The organism is Microbispora sp. NPDC049125 (assembly GCF_040802045.1).
GTDB lineage: Bacteria > Actinomycetota > Actinomycetes > Streptosporangiales > Streptosporangiaceae > Microbispora.
Map to the genome: position 1 here is coordinate 60,652 of NZ_JBEZDW010000015.1, position 16,542 is coordinate 77,193.

The following is a 16,542-nucleotide window of genomic DNA, read 5'->3' on the forward strand; positions in this document are numbered from 1 at the left end:
GGAACACCAGAGGGGGAGGCCGCCTCTCACCGGCCTCCCCCTCCCCGCGCCAGCGGGCGGTGCGTGTTACTAGTTGGCGAGGTACTCCTGCGGCGTGTAGTTCTCGAAGCCGATCTCGCGCATCTGTCGGGCCGTGGCGAGGTATTGCGCCCGTGCGTTGTACAGGACCGCGTAGGTGTGGTTCGGCCAGTCGTCCTCGATGGACTCCTGGAGCGCCTGGGCTCTCAGGATGGGGTCGTGGTCGGAGCCTTCGCCCTCCACGAAGTCGTGGTACATGGGGCCGCCGTTCCGGCCGCCGGGGTTGGCCAGGTCCATGGAGACGAGGGCGGCGCGGCCGGGCACAGTGCCGTCCACATCCTCCAGGGTGATCTTCTTCTTGGTCATGAGTTACTCCTCTTCTGGGGGCGCTCGTCCCCTTGTGTCAGTTCTTCGCCGCGCGAGCGGCCTGGTCGAGCTCGGCGGCGGCGGCGTGGACGGTGGCGTTGAGCCGCCCGGCTTCCTCGTGGGCGACGCGCACACCGCGGGTGACGTACAGGTGAATGACCCGGGTGGCGGCGTTGAGCTGCCACAGGGTGCCGGGCAGGGCTATCCAGGAGAAGTACCAGCGGGTGCCGCCTTCGTGGGTGAGGCGCTTGTCCTCACTGCCGGGGTAGCCCTTGCGGCACATGAGTTGCTGGACGTCACGCAGGACGTCGGGGTCGTCGTGCCGGTAGACGGTGATGGCGACGCCGTTGAACGGCTTCTCCGTCTTCTTCCGCAGGGACAGCGTGCCGTCGCGGCACAGGTCGAGCCGCCAGTCGGGGGTCTTCTTCGGGAAGCGGTCGTAGCCGATGTCGGACAGGTCGAGGGGGGCGTCTTCGGGCCACCACGAGTTTTCGGGGATGTCCCAGGCCGGGTCGGCAAAGAAGTAGCTGGTGGTGTTCGCTGGGGGGTTGCTCATGCGCTGATTCTCCTTTGGGGGCGCTCGTCCCTACACCCCAAAGATTACATGTACTTAGCGCACTGGGCAAGCTGGTCAGGGGAACGTCTTGCCGGGCAGGAGGGGCGGCGGGGGCGGTACCGCGGTGACATTGTCTTCGATGGCCAGTTTGAGCTCGGCCAGGGTGACGGCCAGCGGCGTGGATGCGGCGTGCCGGACCATCAGGCCGATCGGTGTATTCGGGTGGACGAACATCGCGTGCGAGTAGTGCCGGTACTGCCCGCCGGGCGTGGGCGCGTCGTCGGTCGTCGCCGTCGAGTCGTAGCCGGTTGTCAGGCTGAGGGGGTCCCTGACGAATCTCGCCCTGTACTCGCTGGAGCTTCCGGCGTCCCAGTAGACCATCGCGGTCAGGCAGCCCCAGCCGGACACTGTCGGCCAGATCAGGCCCGAGCGTGCGTCGGGAAAGGTGGAGACGGCTCCGCCGGGCTGGGTTGGCCGGTGCATGTTGTGCGGGTCCCAGGACTCGTCGCTGACGGTGTAGGGGAAGCGGAGCAGGTAGTAGTCGCTGGCCAGTACGGGGACGGCCTGCGCGGTCTCCACCTTCAGGGAGCAGATGTGCAATGTCACCGGATCATGGTGTCCGGCGGGCGCGTTTTAGGTCGCGTCGTGACAGGTGAAGTTGCATGCCTGCGAGCCGGTGGAAGCGCACTCCCCAGTGCAGCCATGAGCGCATTGGGCCTCCTTCGGCGACTCGCCTTCTAGGTGTAGCTCGCGGACGAGTTCGCGCTTCTCGCGGGCCTTCTCCGCTCGGACGGAGCGGGGTCCGTTGCAGCACAGACAGGGCAAGCCATACCGGGTTTTGGCTCCGAGCATCCGCATCACTTCTCGGCCTCTGCGGGGGCGGAGCGTCGGGCTGCTACCTGCTCGCGGTAGTTGCTGCCCTTGCGGTACTCCTCGTCGGGGGTGCCGCAGCGGGCCACTTTCGTGCGGAAGTACGACACGAGGCTTACGCGCTCGGCGCCGCAGTCTTCGCAGCAGCCGGACAGCTCGAAGCCGCACCGGCAGGTGATGGCGACGTTGCCGTGCCATTCGTGGGCGTCCATGAGGATGAGGTCGCCGTGCTGGAGGTCGACGGCGACGCGGTATTCGGCGAATACGAGCTGGCCGCCGGTGTAGGTGCCTTTGCGGAGGCAGGCGATGCTGGAGAAGCCTTCGTCGAGGTCACCTTTGTCGGTATGTACCCCCGTGGGGTATGTGTTATTGATCGTTATGGTGGTGAAGGGGGTGCCGGGGACGATCCAGGCGGGGTCGCTTTTGTCGGCGTACGCCTGCTGTGCGGCGTACCGGTCGGGGACGTGTACGGCGAGCTGGTCGGCGACGGCGCGCAGCAGCGGGTGCAGCTTCTGCCACTCGGGCAGGTTGCGGCCAGTCCAGGCGGTCAGGCGGCAGTACTTCTGCTGGCCTTGCGGGTCGACGGCGCCGACGATGGCGCTCGCGACGTTCTTGGCGTAGGTGCGCTGGTTGCCTTTGAAGCGGGGGGTGCCGGAGGCGAGGCCGCGGTTGGACGACACCAGGCTGCGCAGGGAGTGGAGGATGTCGTACACCTCTTTGTCGTCGACCTGTTCGCGGAGCGCGCCGGGCAGGTAGACGCACAGCGGTTTGCCGTCGGGCTTGCGGACCCGGGTTGGGCCGGTGAGTAGCACGTTGTAGTCGACCGCCCCCAGGATCTTCCCCTGCTTGGCTTCGAGTTCTTCGGCGGAGACCTTGGAGCGTAGGCGCAGGTCAAGCATTGAGCACCTCCAGGGCGGGTTCGAGCTTCACGGCGGCGGCGGCGAGGGTTTCGGTGGGGGCGGTGGCGTCAAGTTCGTGGACGTCGGCGTCCAGGCGCATCCGGGCGGCGATGTTGGCGGCCCGGGTGGTGGCGCCGCGCATCCACTTGGGGTCTTGGTTGGAGCCGCGTTCGCGGCGGCGGTCGTCGAGGACGTATTCGGGGGCGTGGAGGTAGAACACGGTGACGCGGTAGCCGAAGGAGCGGGCGCCGCTGAGGAAGCCGGTGGTGGCCAGGCGGGCGCCTTCGCCGAGGACGAGCGGGGCTGGCTTGGTGGCGATCCAGGTGACGGCGGCGGGCTGGATGTTCATGGCGAGGGCGTCGGTGCCGGAGAAGCCGCCGGGGCGGCGGCGGCCGACTTCCAGGCCGACCGGTTCGCCGCCGCGGCGGAGTTGTTCGTGCGGGACGGGCGTGGTCTGAAAGGTGCGGTCACAACCACGGGTGAGGGCGGCCATGAGGGTTGTCTTGCCGACGCCGGGCGGCCCCACCAGGTACACCAGGTTCATACGTCGTTCCCCTTGTCGATGCGGCGGGCGAGGTTGTATGCGAGGGATGGGGCGATGGCGTAGCCGGTGCGGTGGAAGCCGGTGAGGACGTAAACGCCGTCGGGCCGCCATTCGGCCTGCGGGGCGGTTTTGAGGCGGGCGCCGATGAGCGGCGTCCACCCCTTGGTGGTGGTGATGTAGCCGAGGGCGTGGCACTTGTGGAGCATTGCTTCGCCTTGCTTGACGGCGGTGTCGCGGGAGGGTGCGGAGGAGGAGCCAAGGCGGGCCTGGCCGCCGATGTAGCCGACCATCACGGACTTGTACGGCGCGACGTGGTGGATGCGCAGGTCGGCGGAGGTGAGGACGGAGGGGTCGGCGTGGGCCCAGGTGACGCCCCATGTCTGGGTTCCGGGGGCGGACAGGGCGGAGTCGGCGCCGACGGCCAGGACGACGGCGTCGGCTTCCATGGCGACCGCGCGGCCGACGACGGTGCGGGCGGTGACGTGGCTGATGGTGTCGTAGAAGTCCGGGGTCAGGAGTGGCGCGGCGGGGTCGATGAGCGCCCAGTCGGGGTCGCGGCGCGGCGCGGCGGCCGGGTTGCGGTAGCTGGTGACGAGGGCGCCGCGGCGCAGCGGGATGCCCCAGCGTTCGTACAGGGCCATGGATGCTTGGAAGGCGGCCTGCTCATGGGGGTCTTTGTGATAGGCGGAGCGCAGCACGGCGGTGGCGGCCTGGGAATGCGGAGACTCCTCCTGACCGATCATGGTGACGGTGTGGCCGCGTTCGCGGAGCAGGCGGGTGATGCTGGACCCGGCGATGCCAGCGCCGACGACGATGACGTTCACGGGGCCTCCTGGTAGGCGGGCGGTAGGTCCTCGCGGCGGAGCCGGTAGGGGCCGTACGGGTCGGTGAGGGCCTTGGCGTGTTCGGTAGGGGTGAGGGGGCGGCCGGGGCCGTCGAGCTTCGCGCAGCGCGCTGGGAGGCCTTCGGGGGCGGCGCCGGTGAGGTCGGCGTCGGTGACGATTTGCCGTTGGGCGTTGAGCCCCCAGGCGGGCCAGCCGAGCGCGCGGTGGGTGGCCCAGCCGCCGAAGGTGGCGGCGGTGGTGGTGATGCGGGAGTAGCCCTGGTCGAGGGCGCGGTGGGCGATGGCCTGGTAGGCGGCGACGGCGTGGCCGTTGCCGCGGTGGCGGAGCCGGGTGTGGACGATGTAGGCGTTGACGTACAGGCCCCATTCGCCGACGGGGCGTTTGTTGAATGAGGCGGCGATGACGCCGACCTGCGTTCCGTCGCCGGTGAGGCAGGCGAACACGGGGACTTTCCAGTACACCTGGAGCGGCAACTGGGACAGGACGTCCTTTTCCGGTTTGTACGCTTTGGCGGGCGCGCCCTGGTTGACCAGGTATTTGATGTCGGCGAGGGCGGCGACGCAGTACGCCTTGACCTCTTCGCCGGACATGGAGGTCAACTTCACCTGGTGATCACCTCGCCGGTTCGGCGGTAGTGGCCGCGGCGGGCCTTGTTGACGCCGAGCCATCCGTTCTTCTCGCCGAGGTAGGCGTGCGGGAGCGCCGCGGCGCGGGCTTCGACGGCGTGCCCGGTGAGCGGCGATTGGATGGCGTGGAGCTGGGATTGCATCTGGTCGATGTCGTGGCCGATGTAGTAGCGGCCGTCGTGGAGGGCGTGGAAGTCGCACAAGGTGGTCTCGGTGCGTTCGATGTCGGCGTCGATGCCGCGGTGACGCAGGTCGGCGACCAGGCCGTTGGATAGGCGGTCGAGGGTGGCGACGTCGGCCGCGCTGTGGCCGGTGGGCGCGCCGGGGAACAGCAGCGCTAGGCCGTGCCGGGGGCCGGAGGAGTGGGCGTGACCCATGTCGGGGGCGGCCACGGGGACGCCGACGATTTGCTGGAGCATCTCGGCGGTTTTGAAGGCGGCCCAGCGGCCGTTGCCGTCGATCGTCATCAGGCGGGCATTGAGGACGCTCCAGGCTTTGTGCGGGTCGTCGGGCAGGTCGCAGGTGGCCCATTCGGCGAGGTCGCCGCCGAAGGGTCGGGCGGCGCGGGCGACTGAGGCGAGGTGCTTGGCCAGGCGCGGCCGGGTCCAGTGGGCGCGGCGTTCCGTCGCGACCGGCAGGTCGAGCGGCGCCAGGCAGGCGTCGTCGGCGGTGCGTGCCCCGGCGAAGGCGGCCAGCGCGGAACCCATGTGGTAGTAGGCGACGTGGACTAACACGAGCCAGGCCCGGCCGGGGCGGTCCAGTCCGAGGGCGTCGGCGAGGGCGACGTACACCGGGTAGGTCGGGTCGACGTCTCGTGAGGCCAGTGCGGCAGCGTGGAACTCGCGGTAGTCGGCGCGGAGCCGGGCCGGGTCGCGGTAGTACGGGGTGGCGTCGAACGACATCACTCGCCGTCTTCGTCGGCGTAGGCGCGGAGCGCTTCGAGGACGATCTGGGCGGCGACCTGGTCGCCGTCGCGGGTGCGGATCTTCCCGATGAGGGAGATGACCTCTCGGTGATCTTCGACGTTGAAGACGAGGATCATTTCAGTGAGGGCGCCGCCGCGGGAGGTGTCGGTGTAGCCTGCGGCGACTTCGCGGCGCGCGGCCATCTGTTCTTCGGTTTCGGCGTACCGGGCGCCGGTCGGCGACGGCGGCATGATCTCTACGTCCCCGAGTTCGGCGATCATGTCGTCGAGCTGGGTGTGGTCGTATCCGGCAATGTCCAGCAGGTCGACGTTGTAGTCGGCGACGTCCTGGAGGATCTCCGGCAGGGTCCGCATGTCCCAACCGCCGAGCTCGGATAGGCGGTTGTCGACGACGCCATAGGCGTCGGCTTCGGCGTCGTTGGCTGAGGCCCAGCCGCGGACGATAGGCGCGAGCCAGGCGCCATCGTCGGAGACCTGGACTCCCGCGGGCGGCTTGGCGCCGTCGGCGCGCATCCGCTCCAGCGTTTCCAGGCGGCCGTGTCCGGCGACGAGGCGGCCGGTTCGTTCGTCGATGATTCCCGCGACGGTGCAGCCGAACTTGGTGAGGGCTCCGCGGATGCGGGGGATGTCGTGGTTTTTGGCGTTGCGTTCGGCGCGCGGGATGGACTCCAGCGGCAGTAGGTCTATGTACCGGTCGGGTGAGGTGGCGGTCGTCATGCCGCCACCTCACCGGACGGGGAGCGTTAAGGTCGCGGGCTCGTTCGGCGGTCGAACGAGCCCGCGGCAAACCCCCTACGGTTACTCGTCTGCTGGGCTGATCGGCATGGTGCGGATCTCTGGGTGCTCGCCCGCCTGTTCACAGGTCGGGCATTCACACTTGACGTAGCGCTGGCCGTTTCTTCGTTCGGGCAGCGCTACGCGACCGGGGCAGTTCTTGTGATCACCTCGGCGGCATGGGCCGGTGATGTGTTTGGTCTCTTCTCCTGGCGGCTGCGGTATGACCGGCCGCCAGTGTCGGCTTCTTCTTGGCACGACCCCCACAATGCACGCGTCTTTGACTGCCGTCCGCTACAACGCCTTACTGCTGGTGAGTTACGGCGGGTTAGCAGACATCCGGAACCTCCTGGCGTCTCTTTTGTACCAGGATGCGGCCTGTAGGCAAAACGGGCGTTGTGTAGGAATCTGTCCAAGTTGGTGCGTGAGTGACTTCTAGCGGCGCTTGGAGTTCGAAGGGTTACAGACGTAGGACCACCCGTGCCGAGTTGCCGCCGCAACCAGCGCCCCCGCCAGCAACGCCGGGGGCTGCCCCTGGCAGTCCAGGCGCAACCGCGGCGACACCCACTCACACCCGAGCCGGTCAAGGTGAACGCGGAGGAAGTGAACTGCGGCGCCGACATGCTCAGTCGGCACCTGCCCCGCCGACACCGTATGCCCGGCCGACACCGCGCGGTCGGCGGACAGCGCCACCGAGTCGCCCGTAGTCAGCCTGGCCTCAACCGCCCAATAACCGCCCCCCGCATCAACGACTCTGATGCCGTTCGACCAAATGCGGAGGGGCCGCCGGTCGGGGTAGATCGCAACCAAGACGGCGAAGATCATCGCCGCGACACCCGACAGGGCGGCCAGCAGTGAATCCGGCTCGTCGTTCGCCAAGCAAACCGCCGCGAACACCACGGCGGTCAGAACCGCCATGGACAGCGTGTATTGCACCACGTAGACGCGAGAAACGAGGCGATTGTTTGGACTCATGGCATTCCTCTCCGTGCTCGAAACCGGCCCCCGGCCCGGGTGTGCCGTCCCCTTGGTCAGTTGTCCGCGGTGACGTTGAGGTTGCCGCCGAACGGGACGGGCACGGTGCGGACCTTGCCGTCCTTGGCGAGCTGGTAGATCACCGCCCACTGTGCCCCCAAGACGCCCTTGAGGTCGCGCAGCGACTTCAGTTCCGTCTCAACCCGGGCGTTGACCTGCTCCTGGGCCAGTTGCTGCATCTTGGCCGTCTGCCGGGACGCCATGGCCTTCTCCATGTCGTCCGGCGGGTCGGGCTTCTGAAGGATCAGCACCATGTCGCCGCACTGGCCAGTGCCGCGGTAGGTCGGCGCGCAGAAGTACTGGTCGCCGGTGAGCTCCTGGATGTACTTGCCCGCCAGGGTGCCGACCTTTGCCGCCCACTCGGTGTAGGTCTTCGCGTCGTTGTAGAGGGCGGCGACGTCGTACCCCTGGGCCGCTTCGTTCATGGCGCGCGCCAGCGGCTGGCCGACGTAGCGGACGGTTAGTTCCTTCCACCCGGGCGGGTTGTTGTCGTCGCCGAAGTCGATGCCGTAGCCCTTGGCGATGCTCTCGTGGAAGCTCCTCAGCTTCTCGCAGGTGGTGTTGAGGGCGAAGTTCGCGATGCCGGACACCGTCATCTTGACGTTGTCGCGGGAGACGATCTCGATGGGTCCTCGTTGTGCGCCGGGATCGGCGGAGAAGTCGAACGGTACCTGCCCGTACCGGTAGACGTAGGCGGAGTCGTCGAAGCCGAGCGGCTGGACACTGTTGGGCTTGATGCAGCGCAGGAAGTTGACGCCTTCGATCGGGCCGCCGGAGTAGTTCAGCGCGATTTCGTTGGCGTCGGTCTGGGCACATCCGGCCGCCAGGAGTACCGCAACGGCCGCCAACGCGCCCGCCCTGGTTCGTTTGATCATTGTTTTCCCCTGTTTGTGTTTGCGGCCCGACGAACGGGAACGCCCTCCCCCCTTTGGACTGCGGGGAAGGGCGTTCCGGCTCTTCAGGTCGTATCGTTCAGCGCCAGCCGAGCGACTCCTCGATGGCGTAGAGCCGGGCGCCGCTGCGGCCGCCGCGCTCCCAGGAGGGGCGGGGCTTGCGGTGGACGCGGATCCGGGGGCCGCGAACGATCGGGGTGGCGAACTGCTGGGCGTTCATGGCGATCTCCTAGTGTTTGCTGGTCACGGGGCGCTCTTCCCGTTCGACACAGCCAAACATACAGGTACTTAGCGGCGGGGCGCAAGGGGTTCCGCCCGGTTATTCGCGGCAACCTCCTGGCGGCCAGCCACGCAATATCCCGCTACGTCCCCCGACCTCGGCATTCGCGCCAGCACGTAGGTCCGATCCGCCATGTCGGCCAACACGCCGAGCCGCCTCATCTGCGCGCCCAGCGTCGCGTACGTCCGGTCGGTGTGCCCGCCACGGTCGTCAAGCAGGTGGCCGGTGGGGCACGTCGCGAGGCTGAAGTGAGCCACTACCGCCCGCCCCGCCGCGCCCAGCGTGGTGAACATCACTCCAGGCGCGAGCGCGCCAGCGAGCTCCTCGACGTCGGCGAACGCCCGGGAGGCGTCGGGCTGGATCGACACATCGGTGAAGCCGTCGAGCTGCCGGGCAGCGACGGCGACGCGCAGCAGCGCTGAATGCTCGCGGCAGTCGCCGTAGGGGCGCCCGCGCGGGCCGACCCGCACGGGCTTCCCGTCGGAGCGAATGAGATACACGCTGTACAGCGGGGGTTGGGAGGTCATTTCCTTGTTCCGGGTGACGGCTAGGAATTCGATCGTAAGGGTGGGGCCCTCACGACGCCTTGCGGCGCGCCGCCTGCTCGGCGCGACGCGCCCTTTCCCCGACATACCGGCCGTGCAGGAGCCCGTTCTGGTTTCCGAGGGGGGCGCCGCCCTTTGCGGGTGTCCAGCTCAGGAACCACTCCAAGGCGGCCTGGACGTTCCATAGCCGCTGCGGCGGGGCGCCGGGAGTGGGCCGTCGCTGCGGCTCGGCGGCGGGGAAGCCGGTCTTGTCGCGGTCCCGGGCCCACCGTTCGACTCTCCGAGCCGTGATGTTCTCCGGGCCGGTTTCCTTGAAGGAGCTGAACATGGTGAACATGGCGGCGAGCTCGCGGAGGTTCGCAAGCTCGCTGAGGCCTTCGGGAACCGTCTTGTTCAGTGTGTCGACCAGCATCTGCCTCACCAGTGTTGTCGTGTCGGTTCGCGGGGTGGGGGGCGGGAGGTCGAAGGGGATGCGAGCGCCCCAGGCGCGGGGCTTGCTCGTTGCGGGTGATGTCAAAGTCGGGTCCAATTTCGGGGAGAAGATATCAAGATCATTACGTGCGTTCGGGGCGAACCCGGGCGGCCCAAAGGCGCCACCACGGGCCGGTAGCGCGCCGGAGCACCTCCAGGGCCCACTCCACGTCACCCAGCGCCGTGTGATGGGCGTAGGCGCCCGGGTCGACGCCAAGGCGCCTCGACAGCGCCCGGGAGTCCCACGGCGGCGGCCCGAGGCGAAGCCGCCCGGCCGCCAGAGTTTCGACGTCTTGGAGCTGGTAGTGGTAGGGCGCCTCCGAGTCGATCAGCTCGTGGCGGATCATCATGTCGGCGACGCACAGCTCGTCGAAGTTCGGCACCGCGCCGTACAGAATCGCCTTGCGGTCCCGGCCGCTACCGGTCGCGGGGGCGAACCAACGGTCGTGTAGCTCGCGCGCGAGGTCGGCCTCCCGGTAGACGACGCCGACGGCCAGGTCATTGACCTGCGGGTGTCGTTCGTAGAAGCCGCCGATATCCAGGCCGGTGCGGTCCAGGTGCGGGTCGAACGGGTCGAACGGGAGGTCTTGCAGGTCGACGAACCCCTGAAACCAGCCGATCGCACCGTCGGGTTCGATTCGGGCCAGCGCCACATCCCAGGCCCTTCGCCCGCCTTCCAGGTAGGGGCGGCGGAGGCCGTCGGTCTCGGTGTCAACGATGACCAGTGGGTGGCCGGAGCTGTAGCCGGGCAGGCGGTCGAGCACGGTTCGGAGGCTGGCAGCCTGCCCGGTTTAAGGTCGCGGCCTGCGGGTTCAGTCGGTCCGAACGGCCCGGACGTTGAACCCCTGCACGTACAGCCGGACCGCCCAGGCGAGGGCGCGCGGCCACGGCTGGTTGTGACGCCACACGTAGGCGGTCGGGTTGACACCGGCAGGGATGATCACGCCGGATTCAGCGTCCATCAAGCGCTCCGCTGACTCGTTCGCCGGGCCGCTCGCGACAAGATCGAAACGCATCATGCCTCCCAGATGGCGGTGACTCCGTCACTGGGAAGCCAGTACTCGGTGAATTCGTCCGGCGTGTACGCCAGGAGGCTGGTCCCGCGATGCGGCCAGTAGACCTTGAGCTCGCCGTCGTTCGTGCCGTAGGCGAAGCCGTGGCTGGCGCGGGCGGGCTCGACGGCGGTCGCGGAGTACAGGACGACGGCGCCCTGCCGCTGGAGAAGGGCCGGGATGTCTGAGTAGGTGACCGGCCGGTTCTCCTCGGTGGACACCTCGCCGTACTGGTCGAACTTCACCCGGTGCGCCTCGCATTCCTGGCGCAGTTCTTCGAGGAGCTTCGGCGTGAGGTACTTGTCCCAGTCGGGCTCCCACTCGTCGGCGTAGAACTCACGGTAGTACGCCTCGCCTTCGGCGATGAACCGGCGATCGTCGAAGGGGTAAATGTGGTGCATGCGCAAGCCCCGCTCCAGCAGGTACAGCAGCATCGTGGAGGTCGTCACCTCGCCGGGTACCTGGGACCTACGCTCCAGCGCGAACTGGACGTCCTCAGGTTCGGGCCGGTCGGTCAGGTGATACATCCACAGCAGATTCGCCGCGACGAGCGACAAGCAGCCGACGGCTGTCACAGCATCTTCGGGTCGCAGATTCAGGGGCGGCCGAGGGATCATACGGCCACCCCTGTCGGCCGGTAGGGCTCGACGCGGAAAGCGACGGCGACCGCACCGGCCTCACCTTCGGTGAGTTCCGCCAGGTACGCGGGCACCGTGTAGACGTTCCACTGAGCGGGGCCGCCGCACTCTTGCTGGTCGTACCACCGGTCGGTGTACGGCAGGTCGAGGGCGTCCACGAGGGACTTGAGGGTCCACCCTTGGGGCGCTGGCTTGTAGTTCAGCCAGGCGGCGGTGGGGCGGTCGTCGGGGCTGAACTCGACGCGGATGATGGCGCTCGTGGTGCTCGCGCAGACGGCGACGCCGTCGCAGGCGTCGGTGCCGTCGTAGACGACGGCGGCGCCGCGCCGGTCCAGGTGCTCGGCGAACTTCTGGTGCGGGTAGGGCATGGGTGTTCTCCTTTCCCAGCGCTTCCGGCCGGGGTTGAGGGGTCAGTTGGCGGAGCGGATGCGGCTGGCGTACCAATCGCCGAGGAGGCGGGCGGCGCAGGTCATAGCGGACGCCTTGGCGTTTTCCACGTCACGCAAGGTGGTGGCGGGCAGGTGGGCGGTGCCGAGGTTGGTGGCGCGCCCGGGGGCCTCTGAGACGAACGCTTCGACCGTCCAGCCGTGGCCGGTCCGGTACAGGTAGATCTCGGCGTGGCCGTCGGCGGTCACCCGCTTGTAGCCCAGTTCGCCGCCTGAGGGGCCGTGAACGGAGGTGCGGTAGGTCGTCCACTCGCCCACGAAGGGCTTCCGTTCGGTCATGTCGTGTCCTTTCCTTGGCGTGTGCCCGGGTTGCGGGTCAGGGGTTGTTGAGGATGCGGTCGGCGTACCAGCGGGACAGCACCTTGGCCGCGTAGCGCTTGGCGGCGTTCTTGGCTTGGTGCTCGTCCAGGCCGCCGGGACCTTCCGTGACCCACTGTTCGACGGCGCCGATGAGTTCGAAGCCGCCGTTGGTGAAGGCGCGGACTTCCGCCGTCCACCTGTCCTCGCTTCGCACGAGGATGAGGACGGCCTTGCCGTCGGTGGTTTGCCGGGACAAGGTGTGGTCGTCGGCGCTGATCCAGTCGGTCAGCGCAGGCTCAAGGTCGTTCATGGTTCTCCTGTCAGGGCCGCTCGTCCCTGACGTCGAATATACACGTACTTAGCGGGCGGGGGCAACGGGAACGCCCCGCCGGGAATGCGCTTCCTGGCGGGGCGTCCGGTGTTGGGTGACGCGCGGGCTGGTTACTGCTCGCCGAACTGGAGGTCCACCAGGTTCCAGTCTCCGTCGCCGTTGGTCTTGATGTCACACACGTATGTGGTGCGGATCTTCGCGCCAAAGGAGTTCTCGCTGTCGACGTAGCTGCGGACCTTGTACTGCCACGGCTTGACGCCGCTGACGGTCGTCACCTCCGTGTCGGCGGCGCCGCCGAAGTCCGCGTTGCCCGGCGCCTTCAGGCGGTCCTTCACGAACCGCTCACACATGATCGAGGCGGTGATGCCGTCGGGCTTCGCTGGCCCGCCTGAGCAGGCGGTGAGCGCGGCGAGCAGAACTGCCGCGGCGCAGGCCGTGACGGTGATGGTCTTCATGGTGCCCTCCAAGGGTTGGGGTGCCGGGTTCGCTCATCCCGGACGCCAAATATACGGGTACTTAGCACTGCGGGACAAGGGGAGCGCCCTGGTCCGCCAGGACTGGAGCGCTCAGAACTCGATCTTCTGGGTGGGGATGCCGACGTGGTCGGCGAACGCGGCCGTGCTGCCCGCGCCGGACGAACCCCCGACGATGTAGGCCAGGCAGCCGACCCTCCGGACACCGCGGCCGACGAGCAGGCCAGGCATGTAGCCGTCGCGGACCAGACCGGCCGTCCGCTTGAGCGCCGGGTGGGCGTCCCACGGGGCGGGGACGGGCTCGACCGTCACCGCGGCGCCCTCGCTGATGCGGCGGGCCGCCCAGGCGGCGGCGATGGCGTCGGAGATGAGTTTGCCGTCGCGCCGCTTGTAGTCGCCGTGCATCAGGTGGACGACGCCGTGGCGGGCCAGCACCTCGTCGAGCCGGGCCCACGCACGCTGGACGTCCTGGAACTCGCGGGAGGCGGTGAACAGCAGGTTGAACGCCTCGGCGGTCATGACTCGTCGGCCTCCCTTGCGACCTCATTGATGATTTGGATCAGCGGGTACGGGCCGGGGATCGCGAGCGTGATGTCCTTGCTGGGCCACTTGCCGCGTACGATCCCATCGCCGTACTTGCCGCATTTGCAGATCCAACCCGCAACGGTGATGGCCGGGAGCTCGTCGTTCTCGCTCTCGGTGTCAGTGAACTGGGAGACGGTGCCTACGTCGGGAAGCTGAGAGTTGTCGTAGTCGATGCCGCATTCGGCAAGGTGGCTGGCGACCTTGGGCAGCACGTCCTCGTAGTAGTAGACGTTGTGGTGCTTGGCTCGGGCCAGGAACCACTTCCACAGGTCCCGCTCATAGTCGCCGCTCATGAGCTGGTCTCGCTCTCCATAGGAGTGATCGGTTCGAGGTATAGGCCGACCTCGCCGGGCTTGTAGCGGAACTTGCCGATGAGGGAGCACCTCCCAAGGGGGTCGATGCGGATTACGAAGTCGGCGTCCCCCCTGTCGCTCTCGTACCAGGCGTAGACGGCAAGGGTTTCGAGTGAGATCCCGGCGTCGCGCAGCGCCTGAATGGCGGCGCCGTACTGGACGGGCTTCAGGAGCTTCAGTCCTCGCGCCATGACCTTGGCGGTCTGTTCGGGGATGGGGCGGCCGGAGAGCATGTCGGCCGCCTCGGCTTTGCTGTTGGCGACGACGAGCAGGGAGCCGCCGCGGGGCGCCCATGTCGGGGGGAACTGGGCGCGAGGGTTGAGGTAGAGCTTCATGACTGCGACTCCTGGGTGACGGGATCGATGTAGTGGCCCCGCCCAGTCCCGAAGCTGCCCTCGAAGCACCAGCGGGCGACCGTAGTGAGGGCGCCTCCGGCGTCGACTCGGACGATGGGGTTGCCGTCGGTGGTGTCCTTCCAGATGTGGACGGACGGCGTGTCGGCGTTCACCAGTCCAAGCTCGGTGAGCATGGCGACGGCGACGGCGTCGGCCGGGGTGACGCGCAGGCCACCGGCCATGTTGCCCGCCGACCAGTCGTCGAGGCCGCGTTCGAGGAGGAACTCCTTGACCTGGGCTTTGTTCTTGGCTACGACGAGCACCACGCCGGAGAAAATGTGCGGACGCATCCCGACTGCCTCCCGCCATGGGCCGGGGAAGAAGGACGACTTACCGGAAGCGTTGGCGAAGAAGCGCATGGTCACTCCCCCCGAGCGACGCGGGCGGCGCGGTCGAGGTCGGCGTCGGTCTGGACGGTGCCGTAGCCGTTGACCCTGAGGTAGACCTCGGCTTCGGCCTGGACGGTGGGGAGGCTGCCTTCGGCGACGGCGAGGCTGGCGTGGTTGTTGAAGTACCGCTGGCCGAGCACGGTGAGGTCGGCGTAGGTGACGTAGGGGCCGTCCACGGTGGAGAACGCCTGCTCGTACATGCCGTCCTTCCACCAGGTGGCGGGGACGGGCAGGTTGCCTTTGAACCATGCGGCGAAGGTGCGTAGGCGCTGCTGGCCGTCGATCACGACGTAGACCGGCCCCGGCGTTTTCCAGTTGCGCCGGTTGGTGATGATGGCCGGGATGGGGATGCCGGACAGGGAGCTGGCGATGAGCTGGATCTGCTGGTCGCGCGTCCAAGCGGGGCCGCGCTGGTAGGGGACGGCGGGGCCGTCCCAGGCGAGGTCGCCGTCTTCCCATATCCGGACCATGTCGCGGGGGGACCGCATGGTGACGTGCAGGCTGAGGTACTCGATGGGGTCGAGTGTCTGGTGGGTGGTCATAGGTGGGATTCTCCTCGCTCGGGCCGGTCGGCTCGTCCGGCGTCAGTTGGCGAAAGTGTCCAAGAACAGCCAGTGAAGGACGATCGCCAGCGCCCAGATGATGACGACGAGGGCGATGGACCGGATCATCGGGGGGAGATCGACGCCGACTACTGCGACGAAGGCAGCGAGTCCGGCGACGGCGTCCCCCACCGGGAATCGGTTGGCCATGGTTTCTCCTCTGCGTAGGCGCCGGGTCGCTCGTCCGGCACAACCAGAGCATACAGGTACTTAGCGCAGTTGGGCAAGGTCCCCCGGAAATGCGGAAACCCCCGGCAAGCGGGGGGCTCCAATCGCGGCGTCGATCTACGTCTCCTCGTCGGCGATGACGAACCGTGCCTCTTTGAGGGCATCGAGGACTTCTAGCCTCTCCTTTCCCTCGGCCCCGTCGCGGCAGATGCTCTGGAGGAACCGGGAAGCGTCGACGCGGTCGCCCAGCTCCAGGTCACGGACCAGACTGTCCGCGGTGAACTGAATGTTCTTGGCCAGTTGCAGTAGCCGTTCGGCATGACGTTCGACGATGCGGTCGTACCCGCGCCGGTCGAGCGGGTCGCTGGTTGGCATCTATGACTCCTTGGGGGCGACGGGCTTCAGGGTTGTCATGCCCTCGCTTCTGTCGTAGACGAAGCGGCCGATGACGGTGAGCGCGCCGCGGGGTTCGCATTCGACGCGGACCAGGGCTTCGCCGTCGCTGCTGCCGCGGGTGTAGTAGACGCCCGGTTCCTCCAGGGTGAGCGCGCCTGCCTTGACGCCCTCGGCCAGGGCGCGAAGGTGCTGAGGCTGGCGGTGCCAGCGCAGGCCGTCGGTGAGGGCGTCGGCCAGGTGCTGCGGGACACCCCGTTCGGCGAGCAGGGCGGCGGCGTCGCGCTTGGTCCAGGCGATGACGAATAGGCTGCCCTGCCGACGGCCGTGCGGGAACCTGGCGAACTCCGCCCAGTCTCCGGGGAGGTAGGCGCCCGAGACGTTGAAGACCTTGGGGTTGGTCTGGCGCGTCACGGCTGGTCACTCCCGGGCTCGGCGGGCTCAAAGTAGGTGCCGCGGCCATTCAGCTTCGGGTCGTGACCGAAGGTCCCAAGGATGGTGACGTGACCGGGCGGGACGTCTTCGATTCGGGCGATCTTTGCGCCTTGGGTGGCGTGGGTGAAGAGGTAGACGCCGACGCGGTCCGGGTCGATCACACCAGCTTCGACGGCGAGCGCGACCGACTGCGGAAGGTTCGGACTGCGGCTCATACGCAGTTCGGCGGCAATGCTCTCGGCGTGGCCCTGCCCGAGGCCGCGGTCGGTGAGGAGCGCCACGACGTCGCCCTTGGACAGGGCGGCCACGAGGAGTGTGCCGTCGCCGGGTCGTAG

30 protein-coding genes are annotated in these 16,542 nt (G+C 68.1%); all 30 read right to left on the reverse strand.

All coding sequences use genetic code 11. The features are described 5' to 3' along the window. Positions 1–69: 69 nt before the first annotated feature. The 30 genes from AB0B72_RS19235 to AB0B72_RS19380 all read right to left on the reverse strand — a co-directional run bounded on the left by AB0B72_RS19235 (position 70) and on the right by AB0B72_RS19380 (position 16,515). Positions 70–384: a hypothetical protein gene (locus AB0B72_RS19235; protein ID WP_367740176.1), complete on the reverse strand. Its 315-nt coding sequence runs from the start codon at positions 382–384 to the stop codon at positions 70–72. 37 nt (positions 385–421) lie between these two features. Next, positions 422–940: a hypothetical protein gene (locus tag AB0B72_RS19240; protein ID WP_367740177.1), complete on the reverse strand. Its 519-nt coding sequence runs from the start codon at positions 938–940 to the stop codon at positions 422–424. A 75-nt stretch (positions 941–1,015) separates the two neighbouring features. Then, positions 1,016–1,546, reverse strand: a complete 531-nt coding sequence (locus AB0B72_RS19245; RefSeq protein WP_367740178.1) for a hypothetical protein — start codon at positions 1,544–1,546, stop codon at positions 1,016–1,018. 251 nt (positions 1,547–1,797) lie between these two features. Then, positions 1,798–2,709 carry a hypothetical protein gene (locus tag AB0B72_RS19250; RefSeq protein ID WP_367740180.1) on the reverse strand — a complete coding sequence of 304 codons (912 nt, stop codon included), beginning with the start codon at positions 2,707–2,709 and terminating at the stop codon, positions 1,798–1,800. Then, on the reverse strand, positions 2,702–3,253 hold the full coding sequence (locus tag AB0B72_RS19255) for a P-loop-containing protein (RefSeq protein ID WP_367740181.1): 552 nt from the start codon (positions 3,251–3,253) through the stop codon (positions 2,702–2,704). The genes AB0B72_RS19250 and AB0B72_RS19255 overlap by 8 nt, the downstream gene beginning before the upstream one ends. Further along, entirely contained in the window at positions 3,250–4,077 is an 828-nt protein-coding gene (locus AB0B72_RS19260) for an FAD-dependent oxidoreductase (RefSeq protein ID WP_367740182.1), read from the reverse strand. Before AB0B72_RS19260 ends, AB0B72_RS19255 begins: the two co-directional genes overlap by 4 nt. Continuing rightward, positions 4,074–4,703, reverse strand: a complete 630-nt coding sequence (locus tag AB0B72_RS19265) for a hypothetical protein (protein ID WP_367740184.1) — start codon at positions 4,701–4,703, stop codon at positions 4,074–4,076. Before AB0B72_RS19265 ends, AB0B72_RS19260 begins: the two co-directional genes overlap by 4 nt. Further along, a complete protein-coding gene (locus AB0B72_RS19270) occupies positions 4,700–5,626 on the reverse strand; it encodes a hypothetical protein (RefSeq protein ID WP_367740185.1) in 927 nt (308 codons plus the stop codon). Before AB0B72_RS19270 ends, AB0B72_RS19265 begins: the two co-directional genes overlap by 4 nt. Continuing rightward, positions 5,626–6,366: a hypothetical protein gene (locus tag AB0B72_RS19275; protein WP_367740186.1), complete on the reverse strand. Its 741-nt coding sequence runs from the start codon at positions 6,364–6,366 to the stop codon at positions 5,626–5,628. Before AB0B72_RS19275 ends, AB0B72_RS19270 begins: the two co-directional genes overlap by 1 nt. 492 nt (positions 6,367–6,858) lie before the next feature. Then, positions 6,859–7,398 (reverse strand): hypothetical protein, encoded by a 540-nt coding sequence (locus tag AB0B72_RS19280; protein WP_367740187.1) that lies wholly within the window; start codon positions 7,396–7,398, stop codon positions 6,859–6,861. A 56-nt stretch (positions 7,399–7,454) separates the two neighbouring features. Next, positions 7,455–8,333 (reverse strand): SPFH domain-containing protein, encoded by an 879-nt coding sequence (locus AB0B72_RS19285; protein WP_367740188.1) that lies wholly within the window; start codon positions 8,331–8,333, stop codon positions 7,455–7,457. Positions 8,334–8,430: 97 nt separating this feature from the next. Then, entirely contained in the window at positions 8,431–8,571 is a 141-nt protein-coding gene (locus AB0B72_RS19290) for a hypothetical protein (RefSeq protein WP_367740189.1), read from the reverse strand. A gap of 68 nt (positions 8,572–8,639) precedes the next feature. Further along, the gene (locus AB0B72_RS19295) at positions 8,640–9,158 is read right to left on the reverse strand and encodes a hypothetical protein (RefSeq protein ID WP_367740190.1); all 519 of its coding nucleotides are present in this window, start codon (positions 9,156–9,158) and stop codon (positions 8,640–8,642) included. Between the two features lie 49 nt (positions 9,159–9,207). Then, the gene (locus tag AB0B72_RS19300) at positions 9,208–9,588 is read right to left on the reverse strand and encodes a hypothetical protein (RefSeq protein WP_367740191.1); all 381 of its coding nucleotides are present in this window, start codon (positions 9,586–9,588) and stop codon (positions 9,208–9,210) included. A 142-nt stretch (positions 9,589–9,730) separates the two neighbouring features. Continuing rightward, entirely contained in the window at positions 9,731–10,411 is a 681-nt protein-coding gene (locus AB0B72_RS19305; RefSeq protein ID WP_367740192.1) for a hypothetical protein, read from the reverse strand. A 48-nt stretch (positions 10,412–10,459) separates the two neighbouring features. Continuing rightward, positions 10,460–10,609 (reverse strand): hypothetical protein, encoded by a 150-nt coding sequence (locus AB0B72_RS19310; protein ID WP_367740193.1) that lies wholly within the window; start codon positions 10,607–10,609, stop codon positions 10,460–10,462. Positions 10,610–10,662: 53 nt separating this feature from the next. After that, positions 10,663–11,274, reverse strand: a complete 612-nt coding sequence (locus AB0B72_RS19315) for a hypothetical protein (RefSeq protein WP_367740194.1) — start codon at positions 11,272–11,274, stop codon at positions 10,663–10,665. A gap of 38 nt (positions 11,275–11,312) precedes the next feature. After that, positions 11,313–11,705, reverse strand: a complete 393-nt coding sequence (locus tag AB0B72_RS19320; protein WP_367740195.1) for a hypothetical protein — start codon at positions 11,703–11,705, stop codon at positions 11,313–11,315. Between the two features lie 42 nt (positions 11,706–11,747). Further along, on the reverse strand, positions 11,748–12,062 hold the full coding sequence (locus AB0B72_RS19325) for a hypothetical protein (protein ID WP_367740196.1): 315 nt from the start codon (positions 12,060–12,062) through the stop codon (positions 11,748–11,750). 37 nt (positions 12,063–12,099) lie between these two features. Then, complete coding sequence (locus AB0B72_RS19330) at positions 12,100–12,393, reverse strand: hypothetical protein (protein WP_367740197.1); 294 nt, start codon at positions 12,391–12,393, stop codon at positions 12,100–12,102. Between the two features lie 131 nt (positions 12,394–12,524). Next, positions 12,525–12,869: a hypothetical protein gene (locus AB0B72_RS19335; protein WP_367740198.1), complete on the reverse strand. Its 345-nt coding sequence runs from the start codon at positions 12,867–12,869 to the stop codon at positions 12,525–12,527. Positions 12,870–12,980: 111 nt separating this feature from the next. Next, on the reverse strand, positions 12,981–13,406 hold the full coding sequence (locus AB0B72_RS19340) for an SLOG family protein (protein ID WP_367740199.1): 426 nt from the start codon (positions 13,404–13,406) through the stop codon (positions 12,981–12,983). Further along, entirely contained in the window at positions 13,403–13,765 is a 363-nt protein-coding gene (locus AB0B72_RS19345; protein ID WP_367740200.1) for a hypothetical protein, read from the reverse strand. Before AB0B72_RS19345 ends, AB0B72_RS19340 begins: the two co-directional genes overlap by 4 nt. Beyond that, positions 13,762–14,160, reverse strand: a complete 399-nt coding sequence (locus AB0B72_RS19350; protein ID WP_367740201.1) for a hypothetical protein — start codon at positions 14,158–14,160, stop codon at positions 13,762–13,764. The genes AB0B72_RS19345 and AB0B72_RS19350 overlap by 4 nt, the downstream gene beginning before the upstream one ends. Further along, the gene (locus AB0B72_RS19355; RefSeq protein WP_367740202.1) at positions 14,157–14,510 is read right to left on the reverse strand and encodes a hypothetical protein; all 354 of its coding nucleotides are present in this window, start codon (positions 14,508–14,510) and stop codon (positions 14,157–14,159) included. Before AB0B72_RS19355 ends, AB0B72_RS19350 begins: the two co-directional genes overlap by 4 nt. 71 nt (positions 14,511–14,581) lie before the next feature. Next, positions 14,582–15,151 (reverse strand): DUF262 domain-containing protein, encoded by a 570-nt coding sequence (locus AB0B72_RS19360; protein ID WP_367740203.1) that lies wholly within the window; start codon positions 15,149–15,151, stop codon positions 14,582–14,584. A 42-nt stretch (positions 15,152–15,193) separates the two neighbouring features. Then, complete coding sequence (locus AB0B72_RS19365) at positions 15,194–15,361, reverse strand: hypothetical protein (protein ID WP_367740204.1); 168 nt, start codon at positions 15,359–15,361, stop codon at positions 15,194–15,196. Between the two features lie 135 nt (positions 15,362–15,496). After that, positions 15,497–15,754 carry a hypothetical protein gene (locus AB0B72_RS19370; RefSeq protein ID WP_367740205.1) on the reverse strand — a complete coding sequence of 86 codons (258 nt, stop codon included), beginning with the start codon at positions 15,752–15,754 and terminating at the stop codon, positions 15,497–15,499. Then, complete coding sequence (locus AB0B72_RS19375; protein ID WP_367740206.1) at positions 15,755–16,186, reverse strand: hypothetical protein; 432 nt, start codon at positions 16,184–16,186, stop codon at positions 15,755–15,757. It abuts the gene before it with no gap. Continuing rightward, entirely contained in the window at positions 16,183–16,515 is a 333-nt protein-coding gene (locus AB0B72_RS19380) for a hypothetical protein (protein ID WP_367740207.1), read from the reverse strand. Before AB0B72_RS19380 ends, AB0B72_RS19375 begins: the two co-directional genes overlap by 4 nt. Between the last annotated feature and the right edge of the window lie 27 nt (positions 16,516–16,542).

Excerpts from the sequence above, each read along its gene's own strand:
- AB0B72_RS19325 (WP_367740196.1), bottom strand. The coding sequence starts at position 12,062 with ATGACCGAACGGAAGCCCTTCGTGGGCGAGTGGACGACCTACCGCACC.
- AB0B72_RS19275 (WP_367740186.1), bottom strand. The coding sequence starts at position 6,366 with ATGACGACCGCCACCTCACCCGACCGGTACATAGACCTACTGCCGCTG.
- AB0B72_RS19355 (WP_367740202.1), bottom strand. The coding sequence starts at position 14,510 with ATGCGTCCGCACATTTTCTCCGGCGTGGTGCTCGTCGTAGCCAAGAAC.
- AB0B72_RS19320 (WP_367740195.1), bottom strand. The coding sequence starts at position 11,705 with ATGCCCTACCCGCACCAGAAGTTCGCCGAGCACCTGGACCGGCGCGGC.
- AB0B72_RS19255 (WP_367740181.1), bottom strand. The coding sequence starts at position 3,253 with ATGAACCTGGTGTACCTGGTGGGGCCGCCCGGCGTCGGCAAGACAACC.
- AB0B72_RS19340 (WP_367740199.1), bottom strand. The coding sequence starts at position 13,406 with ATGACCGCCGAGGCGTTCAACCTGCTGTTCACCGCCTCCCGCGAGTTC.
- AB0B72_RS19295 (WP_367740190.1), bottom strand. The coding sequence starts at position 9,158 with ATGACCTCCCAACCCCCGCTGTACAGCGTGTATCTCATTCGCTCCGAC.
- AB0B72_RS19300 (WP_367740191.1), bottom strand. The coding sequence starts at position 9,588 with ATGCTGGTCGACACACTGAACAAGACGGTTCCCGAAGGCCTCAGCGAG.
- AB0B72_RS19370 (WP_367740205.1), bottom strand. The coding sequence starts at position 15,754 with ATGCCAACCAGCGACCCGCTCGACCGGCGCGGGTACGACCGCATCGTC.
- AB0B72_RS19365 (WP_367740204.1), bottom strand. The coding sequence starts at position 15,361 with ATGGCCAACCGATTCCCGGTGGGGGACGCCGTCGCCGGACTCGCTGCC.
- AB0B72_RS19290 (WP_367740189.1), bottom strand. The coding sequence starts at position 8,571 with ATGAACGCCCAGCAGTTCGCCACCCCGATCGTTCGCGGCCCCCGGATC.
- AB0B72_RS19270 (WP_367740185.1), bottom strand. The coding sequence starts at position 5,626 with ATGTCGTTCGACGCCACCCCGTACTACCGCGACCCGGCCCGGCTCCGC.
- AB0B72_RS19240 (WP_367740177.1), bottom strand. The coding sequence starts at position 940 with ATGAGCAACCCCCCAGCGAACACCACCAGCTACTTCTTTGCCGACCCG.
- AB0B72_RS19310 (WP_367740193.1), bottom strand. The coding sequence starts at position 10,609 with ATGGACGCTGAATCCGGCGTGATCATCCCTGCCGGTGTCAACCCGACC.
- AB0B72_RS19280 (WP_367740187.1), bottom strand. The coding sequence starts at position 7,398 with ATGAGTCCAAACAATCGCCTCGTTTCTCGCGTCTACGTGGTGCAATAC.
- AB0B72_RS19360 (WP_367740203.1), bottom strand. The coding sequence starts at position 15,151 with ATGACCACCCACCAGACACTCGACCCCATCGAGTACCTCAGCCTGCAC.
- AB0B72_RS19345 (WP_367740200.1), bottom strand. The coding sequence starts at position 13,765 with ATGAGCGGCGACTATGAGCGGGACCTGTGGAAGTGGTTCCTGGCCCGA.
- AB0B72_RS19250 (WP_367740180.1), bottom strand. The coding sequence starts at position 2,709 with ATGCTTGACCTGCGCCTACGCTCCAAGGTCTCCGCCGAAGAACTCGAA.
- AB0B72_RS19350 (WP_367740201.1), bottom strand. The coding sequence starts at position 14,160 with ATGAAGCTCTACCTCAACCCTCGCGCCCAGTTCCCCCCGACATGGGCG.
- AB0B72_RS19330 (WP_367740197.1), bottom strand. The coding sequence starts at position 12,393 with ATGAACGACCTTGAGCCTGCGCTGACCGACTGGATCAGCGCCGACGAC.
- AB0B72_RS19235 (WP_367740176.1), bottom strand. The coding sequence starts at position 384 with ATGACCAAGAAGAAGATCACCCTGGAGGATGTGGACGGCACTGTGCCC.
- AB0B72_RS19285 (WP_367740188.1), bottom strand. The coding sequence starts at position 8,333 with ATGATCAAACGAACCAGGGCGGGCGCGTTGGCGGCCGTTGCGGTACTC.
- AB0B72_RS19335 (WP_367740198.1), bottom strand. The coding sequence starts at position 12,869 with ATGAAGACCATCACCGTCACGGCCTGCGCCGCGGCAGTTCTGCTCGCC.